Annotated in this window: 16 protein-coding genes and 1 pseudogene; 10 read left to right on the top strand and 7 right to left on the bottom strand. The window is 71.6% G+C overall.

Translation table 11 applies throughout. The annotated features are described in order from the left end of the window. Positions 1–8: 8 nt before the first annotated feature. The 3 genes from ACFYOB_RS00945 to ACFYOB_RS00935 all read right to left on the bottom strand — a co-directional run bounded on the left by ACFYOB_RS00945 (position 9) and on the right by ACFYOB_RS00935 (position 2,789). Complete coding sequence (locus ACFYOB_RS00945; RefSeq protein WP_388552615.1) at positions 9–644, bottom strand: MBL fold metallo-hydrolase; 636 nt, start codon at positions 642–644, stop codon at positions 9–11. Continuing rightward, entirely contained in the window at positions 641–1,726 is a 1,086-nt protein-coding gene (locus ACFYOB_RS00940) for an S-(hydroxymethyl)mycothiol dehydrogenase (RefSeq protein ID WP_388552612.1), read from the bottom strand. The genes ACFYOB_RS00945 and ACFYOB_RS00940 overlap by 4 nt, the downstream gene beginning before the upstream one ends. 244 nt (positions 1,727–1,970) lie before the next feature. Next, the gene (locus ACFYOB_RS00935) at positions 1,971–2,789 is read right to left on the bottom strand and encodes an IclR family transcriptional regulator (RefSeq protein WP_388552609.1); all 819 of its coding nucleotides are present in this window, start codon (positions 2,787–2,789) and stop codon (positions 1,971–1,973) included. Positions 2,790–2,969: 180 nt separating this feature from the next. On the opposite strand from ACFYOB_RS00935, the gene ACFYOB_RS00930 reads away from it, so the two are divergent. Together ACFYOB_RS00930 and ACFYOB_RS00925 are read left to right on the top strand one after the other, a co-directional pair. After that, positions 2,970–3,290: a bifunctional 3-phenylpropionate/cinnamic acid dioxygenase ferredoxin subunit gene (locus ACFYOB_RS00930; RefSeq protein ID WP_388552606.1), complete on the top strand. Its 321-nt coding sequence runs from the start codon at positions 2,970–2,972 to the stop codon at positions 3,288–3,290. Continuing rightward, positions 3,287–4,447: pseudogene (locus tag ACFYOB_RS00925) on the top strand (NAD(P)/FAD-dependent oxidoreductase); the annotation flags it as partial. The gene ACFYOB_RS00930 and the pseudogene ACFYOB_RS00925, both read left to right, overlap by 4 nt. Here the strand turns inward: ACFYOB_RS00925 and ACFYOB_RS00920 are convergent. Further along, complete coding sequence (locus ACFYOB_RS00920; RefSeq protein ID WP_388552603.1) at positions 4,445–5,683, bottom strand: PP2C family protein-serine/threonine phosphatase; 1,239 nt, start codon at positions 5,681–5,683, stop codon at positions 4,445–4,447. The pseudogene ACFYOB_RS00925 and the gene ACFYOB_RS00920 sit on opposite strands and share 3 nt — an antisense overlap. A 330-nt stretch (positions 5,684–6,013) precedes the next feature. Between ACFYOB_RS00920 and ACFYOB_RS00915 the strand changes: the two genes are divergently transcribed. Further along, entirely contained in the window at positions 6,014–6,625 is a 612-nt protein-coding gene (locus ACFYOB_RS00915; RefSeq protein ID WP_388552600.1) for a GPP34 family phosphoprotein, read from the top strand. Positions 6,626–6,729: 104 nt separating this feature from the next. Here the strand turns inward: ACFYOB_RS00915 and ACFYOB_RS00910 are convergent, their stop codons facing one another. Then, entirely contained in the window at positions 6,730–7,725 is a 996-nt protein-coding gene (locus ACFYOB_RS00910; protein WP_388552597.1) for an alpha/beta hydrolase family protein, read from the bottom strand. A 166-nt stretch (positions 7,726–7,891) separates the two neighbouring features. Here ACFYOB_RS00910 and ACFYOB_RS00905 point away from each other — a divergent pair, with 166 nt between their 5' ends. Together ACFYOB_RS00905 and ACFYOB_RS00900 are read left to right on the top strand one after the other, a co-directional pair. Then, positions 7,892–8,488 carry a TetR/AcrR family transcriptional regulator gene (locus ACFYOB_RS00905; RefSeq protein WP_388552594.1) on the top strand — a complete coding sequence of 199 codons (597 nt, stop codon included), beginning with the start codon at positions 7,892–7,894 and terminating at the stop codon, positions 8,486–8,488. Between the two features lie 199 nt (positions 8,489–8,687). Then, positions 8,688–9,728 carry an MBL fold metallo-hydrolase gene (locus tag ACFYOB_RS00900; RefSeq protein ID WP_388552591.1) on the top strand — a complete coding sequence of 347 codons (1,041 nt, stop codon included), beginning with the start codon at positions 8,688–8,690 and terminating at the stop codon, positions 9,726–9,728. A 118-nt stretch (positions 9,729–9,846) separates the two neighbouring features. Here the strand turns inward: ACFYOB_RS00900 and ACFYOB_RS00895 are convergent, their stop codons facing one another. Continuing rightward, positions 9,847–10,071, bottom strand: coding sequence for a hypothetical protein (locus ACFYOB_RS00895; protein WP_388552588.1), 225 nt, complete (start codon positions 10,069–10,071; stop codon positions 9,847–9,849). A 364-nt stretch (positions 10,072–10,435) separates the two neighbouring features. Between ACFYOB_RS00895 and ACFYOB_RS00890 the strand changes: the two genes are divergently transcribed. Continuing rightward, complete coding sequence (locus tag ACFYOB_RS00890) at positions 10,436–11,170, top strand: SOS response-associated peptidase (RefSeq protein ID WP_388553970.1); 735 nt, start codon at positions 10,436–10,438, stop codon at positions 11,168–11,170. Positions 11,171–11,856: 686 nt separating this feature from the next. On the opposite strand, the gene ACFYOB_RS00885 is transcribed toward ACFYOB_RS00890, so the two are convergent. Continuing rightward, positions 11,857–12,402 (bottom strand): hypothetical protein, encoded by a 546-nt coding sequence (locus ACFYOB_RS00885; RefSeq protein ID WP_388552586.1) that lies wholly within the window; start codon positions 12,400–12,402, stop codon positions 11,857–11,859. Positions 12,403–12,816: 414 nt separating this feature from the next. On the opposite strand from ACFYOB_RS00885, the gene helR reads away from it, so the two are divergent. The 4 genes from helR (at position 12,817) to ACFYOB_RS00865 (ending at position 17,243) form a co-directional block, all read left to right on the top strand. Further along, positions 12,817–15,012 carry an RNA polymerase recycling motor ATPase HelR gene (gene helR, locus ACFYOB_RS00880; RefSeq protein WP_388552583.1) on the top strand — a complete coding sequence of 732 codons (2,196 nt, stop codon included), beginning with the start codon at positions 12,817–12,819 and terminating at the stop codon, positions 15,010–15,012. A gap of 176 nt (positions 15,013–15,188) precedes the next feature. Then, positions 15,189–15,803: an HdeD family acid-resistance protein gene (locus ACFYOB_RS00875; RefSeq protein ID WP_388552580.1), complete on the top strand. Its 615-nt coding sequence runs from the start codon at positions 15,189–15,191 to the stop codon at positions 15,801–15,803. Between the two features lie 143 nt (positions 15,804–15,946). Next, complete coding sequence (locus ACFYOB_RS00870; protein ID WP_388552577.1) at positions 15,947–16,372, top strand: VOC family protein; 426 nt, start codon at positions 15,947–15,949, stop codon at positions 16,370–16,372. Positions 16,373–16,523: 151 nt separating this feature from the next. Next, complete coding sequence (locus ACFYOB_RS00865) at positions 16,524–17,243, top strand: DUF4232 domain-containing protein (RefSeq protein ID WP_388552574.1); 720 nt, start codon at positions 16,524–16,526, stop codon at positions 17,241–17,243. The last annotated feature ends 107 nt before the right edge of the window (positions 17,244–17,350 follow it).

The raw sequence follows: 17,350 nt of genomic DNA, 5'->3' as shown, positions 1-17,350 counted from the left end.
CGGACGACCTAGCGGACGGCCGGCAGGGTGGTGCGCTCGGCGGCGACGGTGGTGTCCTCGCCGTGCCCGGTGTGGACGACGGTCGCGCCGGGGAGCGTGAGCAGGCGGCGCCGTACGGACGCCAGGATCGTCGGCCGGTCGGAGTACGAGCGGCCGGTCGCGCCCGGACCGCCGTGGAAGAGGGTGTCGCCCGTGAACACGGCGTCGAGGAAGGGCGCGTGGAGACTGCAGCTGCCCCACGTGTGGCCGGGGGTGTGCAGAACGCGCACCTCGGTCGCGGCGACGAGCAGCCGCTGTCCGTCGGAGAGTTCACCGTCCGGAGCACGCGACGCGTGGACGTGTTCCCACAGTTCGCGGTCGGCCGGGTGGAGCAGGACCGGAGCTCCGGTCGCCTCGGCCAGCGCGGGGGCCGCGCCGATGTGGTCGTCGTGGCCGTGGGTGCACACGACGGCGGTGACCCGGCGTCCGGCGACGGCCGCCAGGATCGCACGGGCGTCATGGGCCGCGTCGACTACGAGGACCTCCTCGTCGTCGCCGATGAGCCAGACGTTGTTGTCGACGTCGAAGGTCTCGCCGTCGAGGGTGAACGTGCCCGAGGTGACGACCCGTTCGGCGCGCAGGCGGCCGGTCTGCCGGTCCGTCACAGCACCACCACCGAACGCAGGACCTCGCCCCTGTGCATCTTGGCGAACGCCCTCTCCACCTCGTCGAGCGCGATCGTCTCGGAGACGAAGGCGTTCAGGTCGAGCCGGCCCGACAGGTACTGGTCGATGAGGACGGGGAAGTCACGGCTGGGCAGACAGTCCCCGTACCAGGAGGACCGCAGCGCGCCTCCGCGCGAGAACAGGTCGATGAGCGGCAGATCGATCCGCATGTCCGGGTCGGGCACCCCGACCTGCACGAGAACGCCCGCGTGGTCGCGCATGTAGAAGGCCTGGCGGTACGTCTCGGGCCGGCCCACCGCGTCGATGGCGACGTCCACTCCGAACCCGCCGGTGAGTTCGCGTACGGCCTCCACGGCGTCCGTGCCGAGGGAGTTGATCGTGTGCGTCGCGCCGAAGCGGGTCGCGGCGTCGAGCTTGCGGTCGTCGATGTCGACGGCGATGACGCGCCGGGCCCCGGCCAGCGAGGCTCCCGCGACCGCTGCGTTCCCGACGCCGCCGCAGCCGATCACCGCGACGGTGTCGCCCCGGCCGACGTTCCCGGTGTTCACCGCGGCCCCGTATCCGGCCATCACTCCACAGCCGATGAGCCCGGCGGCCTCGGGCGGGGCGGCCGGGTCGACCTTCACCGCCTGCCCGGCGGCGACCAGGGTCTTCTCGGCGAAGGCGCCAATACCGAGGGCGGAGGAGAGGGGCGTGCCGTCCAGCAGCGTCATCGGCTGTGTGGCGTTGCGGGAGGCGAAGCAGTACCAGGGGCGGCCGCGGCGACAGGAACGGCAGTTACCGCAGGGGGCGCGCCAGGCGAGGACCACGTAGTCGCCCGGCGCCAGATCGGTGACGCCCTCCCCGATCGCTTCGACGGTGCCCGCGGCCTCGTGGCCGAGCAGGAAGGGGAAGTCGTCGTTGATGGCGCCTTCCCGGTAGTGCAGATCTGTGTGGCAGACACCGCAGGCCTGGACGGAGACGAGAACCTCGCCGGGGCCGGGACCGGGGACGAGGATCGTCTGCACCTCGACGGGTGCCCCCTTCTTCACGGCAACGACGGCACGGACCTCATGCGGCACGATGGGCTCCTCAGCTGTTGCGGAGTGCACGATGTGTTGCGCGATGGGGAACATAGTGGGAACGGCTGCAACCCGCCGTCAAGGGGCGGGTGTTAACGACTGGCAAATCCGCGCGGGCCCGCGGAAACGCTCTCGGCACGAGCTCCACGCGCGTCATCCCCGCATACGACGACGCGGGGCCGGGTCTTCCCGGCCCCGCGTCGCGCGGGCACAGCTCGGCGGAATGGCTCAGAAACGAAAGGGATCAGAAGCCGTAACCCATCCGTCGTGACAGCTCGTCGGCCGCGACGACCGTCCGCGCGGCGAGCTCCGGCAGCCGGTCCCGTCCGAGGCGGTAGGCGGGGCCCGAGACGCTGAGTGCGCCGAGCACCCTGCCGTCGTGCGCGCGCACCGGCGCGGCGACCGCGTTCAGGCCGAGTTCCAGTTCCTCCGCGACGATCGCGAAGCCCTGCGCGTACGCCGCGTCCAGCTCGGCCCGCAGCATGCCGGCGCTGGTCACCGTGTGCTCCGTGAACCGCGGCAGTGCCCGGGCGATGAGTCCTTCGCGCAGCGTCGCCGGCAGATGGGCCAGGAGCACCTTCCCGCTGGAGGTGGCGTGCAGGGGAGTACGACGGCCCAGCCAGTTCTGCGCGGTGACCGAGGCGGGGCCGCGCGCCTGCATGATGTTGACGGCGGCATCGTCGTCCAGGACCGCGATGTTCACCGTCTCGCCCAGCTCGTCGGCGAGTTCCCGGCACACCGGGGCGCCCTCCTGGGAGATGTCCAGGCGTACCGCCGCGGCCCCCGCCAGGCGCAGGATGCCCGCCCCGAGGAAGTACTTGCCGCGGTCCTGGGCCTGCGAGACCAGGCCCCGGTTCTCCAGCACGCAGAGCAGCCGGAACGCCGTGGACTTGTGCACCTCCAGCTCGTCGGCGATGTCGGTGACGCCGGCCTCGCCGCGCCGGGCGAGGATCTCCAGCACGCTCACGGCGCGGTCCACGGACTGGATCGCCCCCGCCCCAGTCTTGGGCGCCCGGTCCTGCGCTTCCTCGTTCTGTTCAGCCACTGCCTGGTCGCCGGTCATAGCTCAACTCTCGCCATCGTGCGGTCCATTGGGTACACAGTTGGGCACGCATCCTCGGGAAGCCCTTGACGCGGTGGGCACCCCGACCGGATTCTGTTGCGCATCACGCTCCATCATGCGCCATACGCAACCTCATGCTAGCGAAGAGTCCTGCGAAGAGTCCTGGACCGAGGGGGGCCCGTGATTCCCGTCTGCCGCCTTGAAGACCTTCCTGCCGGCGAATCCGTCCGTATCGACACCACACCGCCCATCGCGGTGTTCAACGCCGACGGAGAGCTGTACGCCATCGACGACACCTGCAGCCATCAGGACGCCTCACTCTCCGAGGGGTGGCTCGAAGGCTGTCTCGTCGAATGCCCGCTCCACGCCGCCTCGTTCGACGTCCGCACCGGGCAGCCGACCCGCCTGCCCGCCCGTCGCCCCGTCCGCACCCACGAGGTCGTCGTCGCCGACGGCGTCATCCACGTCCGCCCGGCCGCTCAGGAGGACACCGCCGCATGAGAACCGTCACCGTCGTCGGCGCCTCGCTCGCCGGCCTGTACGCCGCCCGCGAGCTGCGTGCCCAGGGCTTCGACGGACGGCTGGTGATCGTGGGCGAGGAACGTTACCGCCCCTACGACCGCCCGCCCCTGTCCAAGGACTTCCTCGCCGGCAGGGCGGACGAGGACCAACTCGCCCTCTGCGACGCGGAGGAGGAGACAGGACTCGCGGCGCAGTGGCTGCTCGCCACGCGCGCCCGGGGGCTCGACACGGGCGGCCGCACCCTGCTCCTCGACAACGGCAGGACCCTGCTCACCGACGGACTCGTCATCGCCACGGGGGCCCGTGCCCGGTGCCTGCCGGGCACCTCGGGACTCGCGGGCGTCCGATCGCTCCGTACGCTCGACGACGCAACGGCGCTGCGGGACGACCTGAGCGGCGGAACCCGGAGGGTCGTCGTGATCGGCGGCGGATTCATCGGCGCCGAGACCGCGTCCACCTGCGTCTCGCTCGGTCACGAGGTCACCGTCGTGGAGGCGGCACCGCTGCCGCTCGTCCCGCAACTCGGCCCGGAGATGGCCGCCGTGTGCGCCGCGCTGCACCGGCGCGGCGGAGCGGAGCTGATCACCGGCGTCGGCGTCTCCCGGCTGCTGGGGCAGGGGGCCGTCACCGCCGTGGAGCTGACCGACGGGCGCAGGGTCCCCGCCGACCTGGTCGTCGTGGGCATCGGAGCCGTACCCAACACTGGCTGGCTCGCGGGCTCGACCCTCCCGCTCGGCGACGGTGTGCTCTGCGACGACGGCTGCGTCACCGCGCTGCCGCAGGTCGTCGCGGTCGGCGACGTCGCCCGCGTGGGAGGGCTGCGCTCCGAGCACTGGACCAGCGCGACCGAGCAACCCGCCGTCGCGGTGCGCAACCTGCTGGCGGGCCGGACGGTGGACAGCGCCCGCCCGCTGCCCTACTTCTGGTCGGACCAGTACGGCGCACGCATCCAGTTCGCGGGGCGACGGTGCGCGGGTGACACGGTCCGCGTCGTCGAGGGCTCCACGGACGAAGGGGGCTTCCTGTGCGTGTACGAGCGTGAGGGCCGTACGACCGCGGTGCTGGCCGTCGACCGGCCCGGGCCCTTCCTGCGTGCCCGCCGCGAACTCGCCCGCTCGGCCGCGCTGCCCGCATCAGTACGCGGCAGAGGCGGTGCGGGTGCCGGTGCCGGTGCCGTTTCCGGCGTCGGCGTCGTGGTTCGGCGCCCGCAGGCGCAACCGCGCGGCGAGGATGGCGACGTCGTCCTCGGCGTGGGCGGCGTCGAGTGCGCCGCAGACCGCGTCCACCACATCCGTGAGGGGACCGGTGGTGGCCGGGCGGAGCGCGGCGAGCCGGGCGAGTGAGGTGTCGATGTCCTCGCCCCGGCGTTCCACCAGGCCGTCCGTGTACAGCAGCAGCGTCTGCTCCGCCGTGATGGGCCGGGCGAGTGCCTCGTACCCTCCGACACCCGTGCCCAGCGGTGGGCCGACGGGTACCTCCAGGAGCTCGCCCGGGCCGTCGCGCGTGAACACGGCGGGCGGGAGGTGTCCCGCGCTGGCGTACACGGCCATGCCGCGGGCCGGATCGATCCGCACGAGCAGGCAGGTCGCGGGCCGACGGGTCTCGTCCGCCGCGGACAGGGCGTCGAGCTGCCGCAGCACCCGGTGCGGGGCGAGATCGGTGGCGGCGACCTCGCGCAGGACGGAACGGTAGGCGTTCATGTCGACGGCGGCGTCCAGGCCGTGCCCCATGACGTCCCCGACTACCAGCAGGGTGCGGCCGAAGTGCAGGCGTACGGTCTCGAACCAGTCGCCGCCGACGAGGGCGCGGGATCCGGCCGGCAGGTAGCGGCTGGCGATCTCCAGGTTCGGGTGGGGCCGGCCCGGTTCGGCGACGAGCGTCCGTTGCAGGTCCAGCGCGGTCTTCTCCGCGGCCGCCAGGCGCCGTGCGAGGCCGATGTGCAGGGCGGCGAGCCGGGCGGCGAAGTGCATCGTCGCCGTCTCGTGGTCGTCGAAGCCGGTGCGGGGCCGGGCCGCGATGAGCCGTCCGTAGATCTCGTCCCGGCCGACCAGGGGGAACGATACGAAGTGGACGGACCCCTGTGCGGAGTTCCCGGTCCACACCTGCGACGGCCGGTCCCGGTCCAGCGCCCGTACCGCGGGTGCGCTGTCGGCGGCGGGGCCTTCCAACAGGGCCGTCGCGCCCGCGGTGGCCGCGCGCTCACTCCTGCCGCCCCGGCCGATCACGTCCACGGCCGCGGCGTCGCACAGCGTACGGACGAGGAACCCGGCCAGCTCGCGGCAGGTCTCCCGCTCGTCCCGGGACGTTCCGATGCGTTCGAGGGCCTCTTCCATGGCGTGCAGGCGTGCTGCCGAGCCGTCCCGCTCCGCCATGTGGCCTCCATCGCTCGTGCGCCCCGGGCAGCCGGGCCGAGGAAGGCATTCCACCAGCTCCCCCGGCTTGTGGGGATCAACGAGGGGCGTGTCCGTTTCCGTGTATGTCGACCGTACCGAAGGGAGCGGATGCGCCGGGGCGCGGCGATGCCGGTGCGGTCGGTCCGACCGGGCCGTGTCCGCCGAAGCGGATGCGGCCGCCGCCCTCGCTCCGTATGCTCGGGCGCGGGAGAGCCCGGCGGCCGACCTCGCGCATCCGTGCGGCGGCGATCGCCGGACCAGTCGCTCAGGGACGGATGTGCTGCGGATGCACGGGACGTGGAGCCCTTCATGACGACACCGAGGGACTTGCTGATCGTCGCCATGGACACGGAGGCCGGTCGCCCTGCCGAACAGGGCACCCTGTCGCTCGCGCTCGCGGGCGCCGAGATCATCGACCTCCTCGCCGCCCGAGCCGTCGGACTGGACGGCGATCACATCGTGCCAGGCCACCAGCAGGTTGCGGCGGATCGCCTGCTGGACGAGGCCGCCGCGTCGCTCGTCCGGGAGGCGCCCTACGAGTCGGTCGAGGACTGGCTGTGGCGCAGGGGCCGCGGGCTGTCCGCGACCTACCAGGCCGCGCTCGAGGCAGACGGAGAGCTCATCCGGCAACGCCGCCGCGGGATTGCCTTCGGGGCCGGTCAGCCGGTGCTGGCCGATTCGCCCGCCCGCCGCCGGGCCGCCGACCGCTGGGCATCGGACGAACCCGTCCTCGCCGCCCTCGCGGAGGCCGCCGGGATCCGCGGTGAGCGGACCGGCGACGCTCCGGAGGTGACCGACGACGCCGTCGCGACGGTACTGGCCGCGGTCAACGACGCGTTGCTGGAACTGGAGTCCGTACGGCAACGCCGAGCCATCGAAGAGGCGGCCTTCGACAACATCTGGCGGGGCAGCGCCGGATAACGCCGGAGCTCCCAGTCCTGCCGGCACATCGCTGTCGGTCGCCGGCAGCGCTCGGGATAGGGGTCCGACCGAGTGGCGGACCCCCAAGCGTTTCCCGACCCCGGCTACGTGCCCGGGATTTGCCCCGGGAGCCCGCTGACCGGACCGGTCGATTCGACCCGTCCCAGCGGGTCGGGGCCGGCCGTGAGGGCGTCACGCGCCACCTGCCAAGCGGGGTCTTCGGGGTAGAGCTCGCTGCGGAGGTAGGCCCAGGTGAGCCGCTGGACCGCGGACACCCGCTCCGGGTTCTCGTCCGTGGTCTCGGCGACGTCGTATCCGGAGACCCCGCCCAGCCCGTGCTCCGCGTCGAACAGGGTGAGCAGGGCCTTGCGGCCCGGTGAGAGGAAATACGGATCGGTGTGCCAGTCCGGGCCCGAAACCGTCAGGTGGGCGGAGGCGTCCTTGTCGCCGGCCACCACGAGCGTGGGCGTCGTCATCCGGGAGAAGTCCGTGGTCGAGAGGAACGGGTAGTTCTCGGCCACGAACTCGGTGAGGGCGTCGCCTCTGCCCGGTGCGGCAAGCAGCACACCCGCCTTGATCCGGGGCTCGGCCAGGTCCACTTCCGTTCCGTCGTGCGGATCGGTGAGCCGGGCGCCCAGCAGCAGGCTCGCGGTGTGCCCGCCCATCGAATGCCCGGCTACTGCGACCTTGCTTCGGTCCAGGCGCCCGAGGAGCTGCGGGACGGCGGCCTCGATCAAGTCGAGCCGGTCGAGGATGCGCTTCATGTCCTCGGCCCTCGATCGCCAGTACATCGGTGCTTCGGAGGCATCGGGATCCAGGCTCAGCGTCGTCGAGCTCAGATGGGTGGGCTGGATGACGACGAAGCCGTGCGCGGCCCAGAAGTTGACGAGTGGTGCGTAGCCGTTCAGTGAGGAGAGGTGGTTCGAGTAGCCCTGACCGTGCGAGAGGAGGATGATCGGCAGCTCGCTCCCGGTCACCGGTGCGGAGACCCGTACCTGCAGGTCCACGGCTCGGCCGGGAGCCGGCAGGACGACCGGAGCGACCGAGAGGACGGGAGTGGGCGAGCTGACGGCGTCGGCCGCGTGAGTGGATCCGCTCATGATTCGTATGTCCCTTTCATGGCCTCCGCCGTCGGTCTCATGTGGCCGGCAACGGGTGAGGCGGTTGGGGGAGGCCCGCTTCAGCTACACTGAAAGCGGAGCGTTGTTCCGTTTAATATACGGAGCGCTGTTCCGTTTTGTCAACGGTCGACGGAAGGAGAACGTGGTGCCCAGTACGAGCCCCTCCGGGGAGGTGCCGGCCCGAAGCAAGCGGGCCGACGCGCTGCGCAACCAGCAGACGCTGCTCGACGCCGCCGCCGCGGTGTTCGTGACCTCGGGCGTCGACGCACCGATCCGTGAGATCGCGGCCAGGGCCGGGGTCGGGATGGGGACGATCTACCGCCACTTCCCGAATCGGGCTGATCTCGTCGTCGCCGTCTACCGTCACCAGGTCGACGCCTGCGCCGAGGCGGGCCCGGCCCTGCTGGCCGGCGCCGACTCTCCGTTCGAGGCACTCCGTCAGTGGGTCGACCTCTTCGTCGACTTCCTGGTCACGAAGCACGGCCTCGCCAACGCCATGCAATCGGACAGCAGCGGCTTCGACGCGCTGCACACGTACTTCCTCGACCGCCTGGTGCCCGTCTGCGCGCAGTTGCTCGAAGCCGCGGAGGGCGCCGGCGAGATCAGGCCCGGTACGCACGCCTACGAACTGATGCGCGGCATCGGCAACCTCTGCATCGGGCGTGACGGCGATCCCCGATATGACCCCCGTCGATTGGTCGAACTGCTCCTCCGGGGACTGCGGCGACCGCAGCCGTCCTGATCTCGACGGTGAGCCTGTGAACGGCAGGGACGGTTCACGGCGGGTGCCGTGTGGGAAGTTCCCCCACGTCCATGGGGCCGACTTCGACGGTGCTGCTATGTTGCCGGCGTTCGCATCGGGCTGGCGTTCACATCGGGCGGTGTGAGTACCCGAGCGTGATCCCAGCTCACCTGGACCGCCGACGACTTACGGAGCAGCCGTGACCACTAGAGCGCGCCCTCCGCTGTCCGAGCCCCGGCCCCTCGGTGAACTCCGGAGTTGGCCCGGCAGCTTCACGGACCGGCTGACATCCCCCTTGCCGGGGATCGCCGACTTCGTCCGCCTCGCCCTGCGGGGCGAACGCCTGCGTCCGTCAGCCGAAGGCCGGGCCCAGATCCCCGACCTGCCCTTCCAGCCCGGCCCGCTGCCCGAGGCAGGGCCCGCGGACCTGGCCCTGACCTGGGTGGGACACGCGAGTTACGTCCTGCGGATCGGAGGCCTCACCGTCCTCACGGACCCGGTCTGGTCGCGGCGGATCGTGGGAACACCGGACCGGGTGACGCCCGTCGGTGTTGCCTGGGAAGACCTTCCGCCGGTCGACGCCGTGGTCATCAGCCACAACCACTACGACCACCTCGACGCTGCCACCCTGGACCGACTGCCACGCGACACCCCGGTGTTCGTGCCGGCCGGTCTCGCCCGCTGGGTGCGTGGCCGGGGCTTCGAACGGGTCACCGAACTCGACTGGTGGGAAGCGGCGGAACTGATCGGCGAAGCGGGGCCGGTCCGCTTCGACTTCGTGCCCTCCCACCACTGGAGCCGGCGCGGCCTGACGGACACCTGTCGGAGCCTGTGGGGCGGCTGGGTCCTGACCGCGCCCGACGGCGGGCGCCTCTACTTCGCGGGGGACACCGGATACGGCCACTGGTTCGGGGAGATAGGCGCCCGCTACCCCGGGATCGACGTCGCGCTCCTGCCGATCGGCGCGTACGAGCCGCGCTGGATGCTGTCGCCCGTCCACACGTCTCCGGAGGAAGCCGTCCGGGCCTGCGCCGATCTCGGTGCGCGGATCATGTCGCCGATGCACTGGGCGACGTTCCTGCTCTCGGCCGAGCCGCCGCTGGAGCCCTTGCACCGGGTGCGAGCCGCGTGGGCGGCGGCGGGCCGCCCCGCCGAGGACCTCTGGGACCTTCCCGTCGGCGGCTCCCGTGTACACCGCAGCGGTGATGGTCGGGACGGTTCGCCGACCGCATCCCCGTAGCAGGCCGAGGGGGAGGCCCCCTTGAGCGCGGGGCCGCCGGGCAGGGGCGAGAGCAGCGGGCGATGGTGCGTTCCGCGGCTGGACGAAGCCCCGGACCGCTCAGCGGCTTTCCGTTCCGTCAGCCGGGTCTTGTGTCCGACCCCGCCAGCGACTGGGCCGAGATATCGAGGTCGGCGGGCTCCGCGGCCGACGCGCACCGGCCGGCCGTGCGGTCCAGCACGGACGCCATCGCCCGCTGACGGCGGACGTGGCAGGCGCGTACGGCGGAGTACAGCGCGGCGGTGATGACGCTGACGGCGCACCAGGCGCCGAGGACCACGACGATCGTGGTGAGGACGGCCACGAGGGCTCCTCGGGTGTGAGGGGGCAGAGGTGGGACTGGCACGGCAGCGGGGTAGGCCGCTGTCACGGAGGAACGGGCGGCAGGGCGTTCGGCGGCGCAGTGGCCCCCGAGGCGCGTCACCGCGGCGGCCGAGCGCCGAGATGAGCTGGGCTAGGGGGTACTCACGGTACTCACCGTGACCGACAAGTACCCCAACGGCGTGGACTTCACGCTGACCACCTCCGACGACTTCGAGCCGGTGACCGGAATCGCCGAGGGCGAGTCGAGTTCACCAGCTGCCGCTGAGGGCAGGCGGCGAAGCGGAGACGCTCCCGGCCGGGTGTGGTTCGGCCCGTTCCCTCCGGTGGGGTGGCAGGGTGGGGGTATGTGCGGTCGCTATGCCTCTTCCCGGGCCCCGGAGGACCTCGCGGGCCTCTTCGACGCCGAGCGGGATCCGGGCGCCGGGGAACTCGGGCCGTCGTGGAACGTGGCCCCGACCGATGACGTGTGGGCGGTTCTGGAGCGCGCCGACCGCGGTACCGGAGAGGTGGCGCGGCGGCTGCGGCCGGTGCGCTGGGGCCTGGTGCCGTCCTGGGCGAAGGACCCGGCGGTCGGCTCGCGGATGATCAACGCGAGGGTGGAGACCGTGCACGAGAAGCCGGCGTACCGGCGCGCGTTCACCCGACGGCGCTGTCTGCTGCCCGCGGACGGCTTCTACGAGTGGGTCGCGGTGCCCGCCACCGGCTCGGTCAAGGCCTACAAGCAGCCGTACTTCATCCGCCCCGAGGACGCGGGGGTGATGGCCATGGCAGGGCTGTACGAGTTCTGGCGCGACCCGGGCGTCAAGGACGACGACGATCCGTCCGCCTGGCTGACCACGGCCACGATCATCACCACCGAGGCCACCGATCTGGCCGGCCGCGTCCACCCCCGCATGCCGCTGGCCCTCGACCCGGGGGACTACGACACCTGGCTCGATCCCGCCCACCAGGACACGGCGGATCTCCGTGCCCTCCTCCACACCCCGGCCGGCGGCCGTCTCGCGGTGACCCCGGTCTCGACCGCGGTCAACAGTGTCCGCAACAACGGGCCCCACCTCCTGGACCCCGCCACCCCGTGACCCCGGCCTCCCGAGCGCCGGTGAACCGGGCCCGCCGCGTACGCACTCAGAGGCAGGTAACGCGCGTTCGATCTTCAGCGCGAGCGGTTCGTCGAGTCACCGGACCGGATCTTGAGGAGCCGTCGATCAGTGCCTACTTCTACGAGGGCGACCTGCCGCTTTCCGCCGTCGACGCCCCCGCTACTGCCTGGTCCCCGCTGCCGGACCTCGTCGCGCAGTTGTGCACCGTGATCACGACCTTGCCGGACGCAGCAATCGCCAGTCTGCCCCGCGGCGCCGCCGAGGAGCTCGCCCGCTTCGTCGCGCGACCCGGATCACTTCGTTGACCTGATGAAGGCGCGGGTACCTGCTCAGGGCTAACGATCCGAGCGGCTGACCTCACTGCCCCGGATCCGGCGATTCGGTCTGCGTCTCGAACTGGCGGGCGGGGACGGGAGCTGGATCGTCCACCGCTACCCGGGCGGAGCCGTCGAGTTGGAGAACCAGGCAACCGGACTGTGCCTGGACGACAGCTTCGAACACCACCTCCGCACCTTCCCCTGCGGCACCCACGGCGCCAGGAGCCCGTACCAGACCTGGCGCTAGCGCCCCAGGCCGCTGACCCGAGCCCGGCACCCGACGGCTGCCGGGCTCCGGGACAGGCCTCGCCCAGGTGTCGGGAAGCGGCTCGCCGATCGGGTCCCGGCTCAGATGATGTGGATGCGCTCCAGGGATCCGGCGGTGTCGCGGATCATCAGGTCGTGGCCCTTGGCGCGTTCCTGCTCGATGAAGCCGAGCAGGAGTACGGCCCGATTGATCACGTCGGATTTGCTGACTCCCGTCGCGGAGGTCAGCTCGGCGACCACGGTGACGGCGGGAGGGCACAGGGTCACGGAGTACCGCTCGCTGTCGGGGTGGGAGGGGAGCTGATCCATGGTCTTGCCCTTCTGTCGGCCGGATGTGCACCGAGTCTGCACCAGAAGCGCGCTGATGTGAATCGAATTTGCATCGCGTGCGCGTGCGCGGGTGTCAGAGGACGGGGTGAACTGCGGGAGCGGGAGGGCGTGCTTGGGGCGCATGAGACGTTCTGCTGCGGCGAGGGCGCGCAGCAACGGCAGGTCGTCGGCGTCGACGGCAGAGAAGGCCTGGGCGCGGCGACCGTGGTACGCGCCTTCGGCGGCAAGGATGCGCTGCTCGACGCCGCGGTCTCCGGCCTGCTCGAACCGGTGGTCCACCGCGCTGGGCAGCGCCACGGTGCGTCAGTCGCCGTTGTGAGCAGACGCCGGCGGGCGTGGGCGTCTCGGCATCGACTCGTGCGCGAAGAAGACCGATCCGGACGTCCGTACGACGCCGATGAGTTGGTCGCGATCGCGGGTGAAGAGGAGAGGAAGGGAAGGAGGAGTAACCACTCCTTTCCACTCTCAACTTATAACGCACCGGGGGGCTTGCGGCAAGGCCCCGGTCGTGGGGCAGAATCGCGGACCGAGCCCAGGACCTGCGAAAACGGGGGATTCACGAAGTGCATTTGTTGTTGTCGGTTCATGAAGTGTGCGGTGACGGCGAGCCGGTGGTGGGACTCGCGTCGCGGTTGCCGGCACCAGGCGCCGCGGCGCGGGTACGCGCGCTGCCTGACTTCGCGGGCGCGTCCCCGGATCGGGGCTGATGGCATGAGCCACCTGACCACCAGCGCGTTCGACCTTCCCGACCACCTCTCACCCAAGGCCGCCCCGACGCTGATCGACGGCGACGAGCAGCACTTCGCGGCCATCGCGGAGTGTCTCGAGCAGTCGATCGCCGAAGTGTCCGACCGCCTCGATGCCGCGCGACTGGCGCCCGGCGGCATCGGGCGGGAAGCGATGGACCGGGACTTGGAGATCCACCGGCTGACCGGTCGCCTGCGTGCCTTGCGCCGCTTCGGTCTGGACCTGTGCCTCGGACACATCGTCAGCACGGACGGCTCCGAGCCCGTGTACATCGGACGGCTCGGCCTCACCGACAGCGCGGGTCGTCGGCTGCTGCTCGACTGGCGTTCGCCCGCGGCCGAGCCGTTCTTCGCGGCGACCCACGCCAACCCGATGGGTCTGGCGAGCCGCCGCAGGTACCGCTGGACCCGCGGCCGGATCGGCGACTACTGGGACGAGGTGTTCACCGCGGACGGGCTCGAAGGGCACGCCGCGCTCGACGACCAGTCCGCCTTCATCGCCAGTCTGGGCAGCAACCGGTCGTCCCGGATGCGGGACGTGCTCGGCACCATCCAGGCCGATCAGGACGCCATCATCCGGGCGGGATCCCGCGGCGCCCTCGTCGTCGACGGCGGTCCGGGTACGGGCAAGACCGTCGTCGCTCTGCACCGCACCGCCCACCTCCTCTACTCCGATCCTCGCCTCGGTCACCGTCGTGGCGGCGTGCTCTTCGTCGGTCCGCACCGGCCCTACCTGGACTACGTCGCCGACGTGCTCCCCAGCCTCGGGGAGGAGGGTGTGCAGACCTGCATCCTGCGCGACCTCGTCGACGAGGGAGCCGGAGCGGCGATCGAGAGCGACCCGGACGTGGCCTCGCTGAAGTCGTCCGCGGACATGGTGAAGGCGATCGAGCCGGCCGTCGGCATCTACGAAGAGCCGCCCACGAAGGGGATGACGGTCTCGACCCACTGGTCCGACATCTGGCTGAGCGCCGACGACTGGGCGGCGGCGTTCGAAGCGCCGGAACCCGGTACTCCGCACAATGAGGCGCGCGAGCAGATCTGGGAGGAACTGGTCACGATCCTGCTGGACAAGCACGACGGCGACGAGGTCTCGCCCGAGCTCTTCCACAGGTCGCTGAGGCAGAACCGGGAGCTGGTCACGACCCTCGACCGCGCATGGCCGATGCTCGAAGCGACTGACCTCGTCGCAGACCTCTGGACCGTACCCGCCTACCTGCGCAAGTGCGCTCCCTGGCTCAGCCGCGAAGAGGTCCGCAAGCTGCAGCGCGAGGACGCCCAGGCCTGGACGGTGTCCGACCTGCCGCTCCTGGACGCGGCCCGGCAGCGGCTCGGTGATTCGCAGGCGTCAGCGCGCAAGCGTCGCCGGGACGCCTCCGTCGCGGCCGAACGCGAGCGCATGGCCGGCGTCATCGACAGCGTGCTCGCGGCCGATGCCGACGGTGAAGGCGCCGTGACGATGCTGCGGGGGAAGGACCTGCAGGACAGCCTGATCGACGAGACCGCACTGCCCGGCGCCGACCGGGACCTGCTCGCCGGCCCGTTCGCGCACATCGTCGTGGACGAGGCTCAGGAACTGACGGACGCGGAGTGGCAGATGCTGCTGCTCCGCTGCCCGTCCCGGAGCTTCACCATCGTCGGGGACCGGGCGCAGACCAGGCACGGGTTCGCGGAGTCGTGGCAGGAACGGCTCGAACGGGTCGGGCTCGACCGGATCGACATGGCCTCCCTGAGCGTCAACTACCGGACTCCGGAAGAGGTCATGGCGGAAGCCGAGCCGGTCATCCGGGCTGTGCTCCCGGACGCCAATGTGCCGACCTCCATCCGCAGCAGCGGCGTCCCCGTCGTCCACGGATCCGTCTCGGAACTGGACTCGGTCCTCGACGCCTGGCTCGCCGCACATGCCGACGGGATCGCCTGCGTCATCGGCACCGGTGACATCGGCACCGGTGACATCGGCACCGGTGACATCGGCGGTGGCACCTTCCGGGCCACGTCCCGGGTCCGGTCGCTGACCCCGGCGCTGTCGAAGGGCCTCGAGTTCGACCTGGTCGTCCTCATCGACCCGGAGGCGTTCGGCGAGGGCATCGGGGGAGCGGTCGACCGCTACGTCGCCATGACCCGCGCGACCCAGCAACTCGTCATCCTCACGAGCTCCTGACGCCGGCCGGCCGGGCGGTGGCGTCCGCCCCGCCCCGCCCGGCCTCGGCGCATGGGCTCACCCGTCGGAGCGGCGAGTCGTACCACAACGACCTAAAATGACCCGGAAAGGTACACAAGGTATTCCGGCGGCTCCGAGGTGCCCCTACGGGCCGTGCGGCTGGCCTGGGAGGCGTGATGACCGTACCCCCCGACGCGGCACCGCAGCACACGCAGAACGACCCGGAGGACGCGCTCAAGCAGGTCGGCAGCTCCTGGCACTGGGCGCTCGGCTTCGCCCTCGCGACCCTGGTCCCAGGCATCCTGGTGCTCGTCTGGCCCGACGAGACGCTGCACATCCTGGCCGTGATCATCGGTCTGCAGCTCCTGGTGGCGGGTGTCTTCCGCTTCGTCACGGCCTTCTCGCACAGCAGCGACGGGGGCGGCAGCAGACTGGCGGGCGTCCTGATCGCGATGCTGGCGTTCCTGGCGGGCGTCCTGGTACTGCGGCATCCGATGCAGACGATCGGCGCGCTGTCCCTGATCGTCGGCGTGTTCTGGTTGCTGACGGGGGTGCTCACGGCGTACGTCGCGATCGCCGACCGTACGCTCGCGCATCGCGGCCTGCTCTTCGGCCTGGGCGTCCTCGGCACCGTCGCCGGCATCGTCGTACTCTGCTTCCCGGTGGACTCGGCGGTCGCCCTGACGCGGCTGCTGGGACTGTGGCTCGTCCTGCTCGGCGTGTTCGAAGTGGTGATGGCCTTCGCGCTGCGCTCCGCCACCCGCCGGAGCACGCTGACGCCTCCCGGGTGAGCATGGGGCGGCGGCGAACGGGCGAGCGATTGCGGCGAGCGGGCGAATGCCCGGGAGCCCACTGCCTCCAGCCGCTCCGCGCGGCGCGGTGTTTCGCGGTGCTTCAGGACCGCTCCGGCCGCCGCTCACGGCACAGTGGAGACATGAACGCAGACGACAGGAACACACTGGCCCGGGCACGCGCGGCGACCAGGCTTCCCGCCGAGGACCTGGACCGCGCGCGGCGTTTCTACTCCGAGAAGCTCGGCCTGGAGCCCGTCGACGAACGGCCCGGTGGACTGCTGTACCGGTGCGGAAGCGCGGAATTCGCGGTGTTCAAGTCGACCGGAGCCTCGCCCGGCACCTTCACCCAGATGGGGTGGGAGGTCGACGACATCGAGGCGGTCGTGTCGGAGCTCGAACGGCGCGGGGTGGTGTTCGAGGAGGTGGACGTACCCGGGTTCCGGACGAGGGGCGGCATCGCCGATATCGAAGGGAACTACCCGAGCAAGGGCGCCCGGGGGGAACGCGCCGTCTGGTTCCGTGACAGCGAGGGCAACCTGCTGGGCATCGGCGAACCGGTCGTCTGAGGAGCTGGGCACCGGTGAACCGGCGCCGTACGTCATGGTCGCGTCACGGAACCGCCACAGCGCCGCAGCCTGGGAACCCGGGAGGGGTGCAGTGCCGTGTCCATGCGCGAGTGCCGGTGTGGGACCGGTCGTGAACCTCGGGGAGCGCCCAATGCAGTACACAGCAGGTGTCTGCCGGATCGCGGCAGCGCTGGTGACGGCGGTGGCCGTCACAGCCTTGACGGCGGGCTGCACGCCCACCGGCGACGACGGTGCTGTCGCCAAGCCGTCGACGTCGCCCGCGGGCTCGGAGCCGGCGAAGCCGACGCCGACGGGAGGCTCGTCCTCCACAGGAGGCGGCACGGGCGGTACGAGTGGTACGGGCAGCACGGGCAGCACGGGCGGCACGGGCGGCTCGGGCGGTACGGGCGGTACGGGCGGTGGGACCAAGGCGTGCAAGACCGACCAGATCAAGGCGTCGGAAGCCCACCAGGCCGACGTCCGGCCGCCGGGTACGGGTACGGGAGCTGCCATCGTGTCCGTCACCAACACCTCGACGGGCCCCTGCACGCTCCACGGATTCCCGACGGTCGCCGGAGCCGGGAACGGCTCGCCCGGCAAGAACCTCCCGCTCGCCGTCACCCAGAGCGGCTCGGCCTCCACGGTGACCCTGGCCCCGGGGGCCCGAGCCTGGACGAAGCTCACGTTCGTCAACGTCCAAGGTGAGGCGGACGGCTACTGCGTATCCGGCGCCACGCCCGCCAGCTTCCCGACCATCGTCCTCGGTGTACCCGGCGCGGGTTCACACCAGATCGCCATGGATGACGGCGTCTTCGCCGAGTGCGACAACAAGGTGACCGTCACCGCGTTCTCGCCGACCAAACCCTCCTGAAGTCATGCGGCCGGGGGGGGGCGCGGGGGGGGGGGGGCGCGCGGGGGCGGGGGGGGGGGGGCGGGGCGCCACGGGGCCGCCGCGGCGGCGGGGGGCGCCGGCGCGCC

Source organism: Streptomyces sp. NPDC006463 (assembly GCF_042870715.1).
GTDB lineage: Bacteria > Actinomycetota > Actinomycetes > Streptomycetales > Streptomycetaceae > Streptomyces.
Note: the sequence above shows the minus strand (reverse complement) of the source record. Positions and strands in the feature narration are given on the sequence as shown.

What these genes read in the sequence shown, in the direction of transcription:
- ACFYOB_RS00910 (WP_388552597.1), bottom strand. Translation starts at nt 7,725, where the DNA reads ATGAGCGGATCCACTCACGCGGCCGACGCCGTCAGCTCGCCCACTCCC.
- ACFYOB_RS00865 (WP_388552574.1), top strand. Translation starts at nt 16,524, where the DNA reads ATGCAGTACACAGCAGGTGTCTGCCGGATCGCGGCAGCGCTGGTGACG.
- ACFYOB_RS00875 (WP_388552580.1), top strand. Translation starts at nt 15,189, where the DNA reads ATGACCGTACCCCCCGACGCGGCACCGCAGCACACGCAGAACGACCCG.
- ACFYOB_RS00915 (WP_388552600.1), top strand. Translation starts at nt 6,014, where the DNA reads ATGACGACACCGAGGGACTTGCTGATCGTCGCCATGGACACGGAGGCC.
- ACFYOB_RS00890 (WP_388553970.1), top strand. Translation starts at nt 10,436, where the DNA reads ATGTGCGGTCGCTATGCCTCTTCCCGGGCCCCGGAGGACCTCGCGGGC.
- ACFYOB_RS00870 (WP_388552577.1), top strand. Translation starts at nt 15,947, where the DNA reads ATGAACGCAGACGACAGGAACACACTGGCCCGGGCACGCGCGGCGACC.
- helR (WP_388552583.1), top strand. Translation starts at nt 12,817, where the DNA reads ATGAGCCACCTGACCACCAGCGCGTTCGACCTTCCCGACCACCTCTCA.
- ACFYOB_RS00935 (WP_388552609.1), bottom strand. Translation starts at nt 2,789, where the DNA reads ATGACCGGCGACCAGGCAGTGGCTGAACAGAACGAGGAAGCGCAGGAC.
- ACFYOB_RS00920 (WP_388552603.1), bottom strand. Translation starts at nt 5,683, where the DNA reads ATGGCGGAGCGGGACGGCTCGGCAGCACGCCTGCACGCCATGGAAGAG.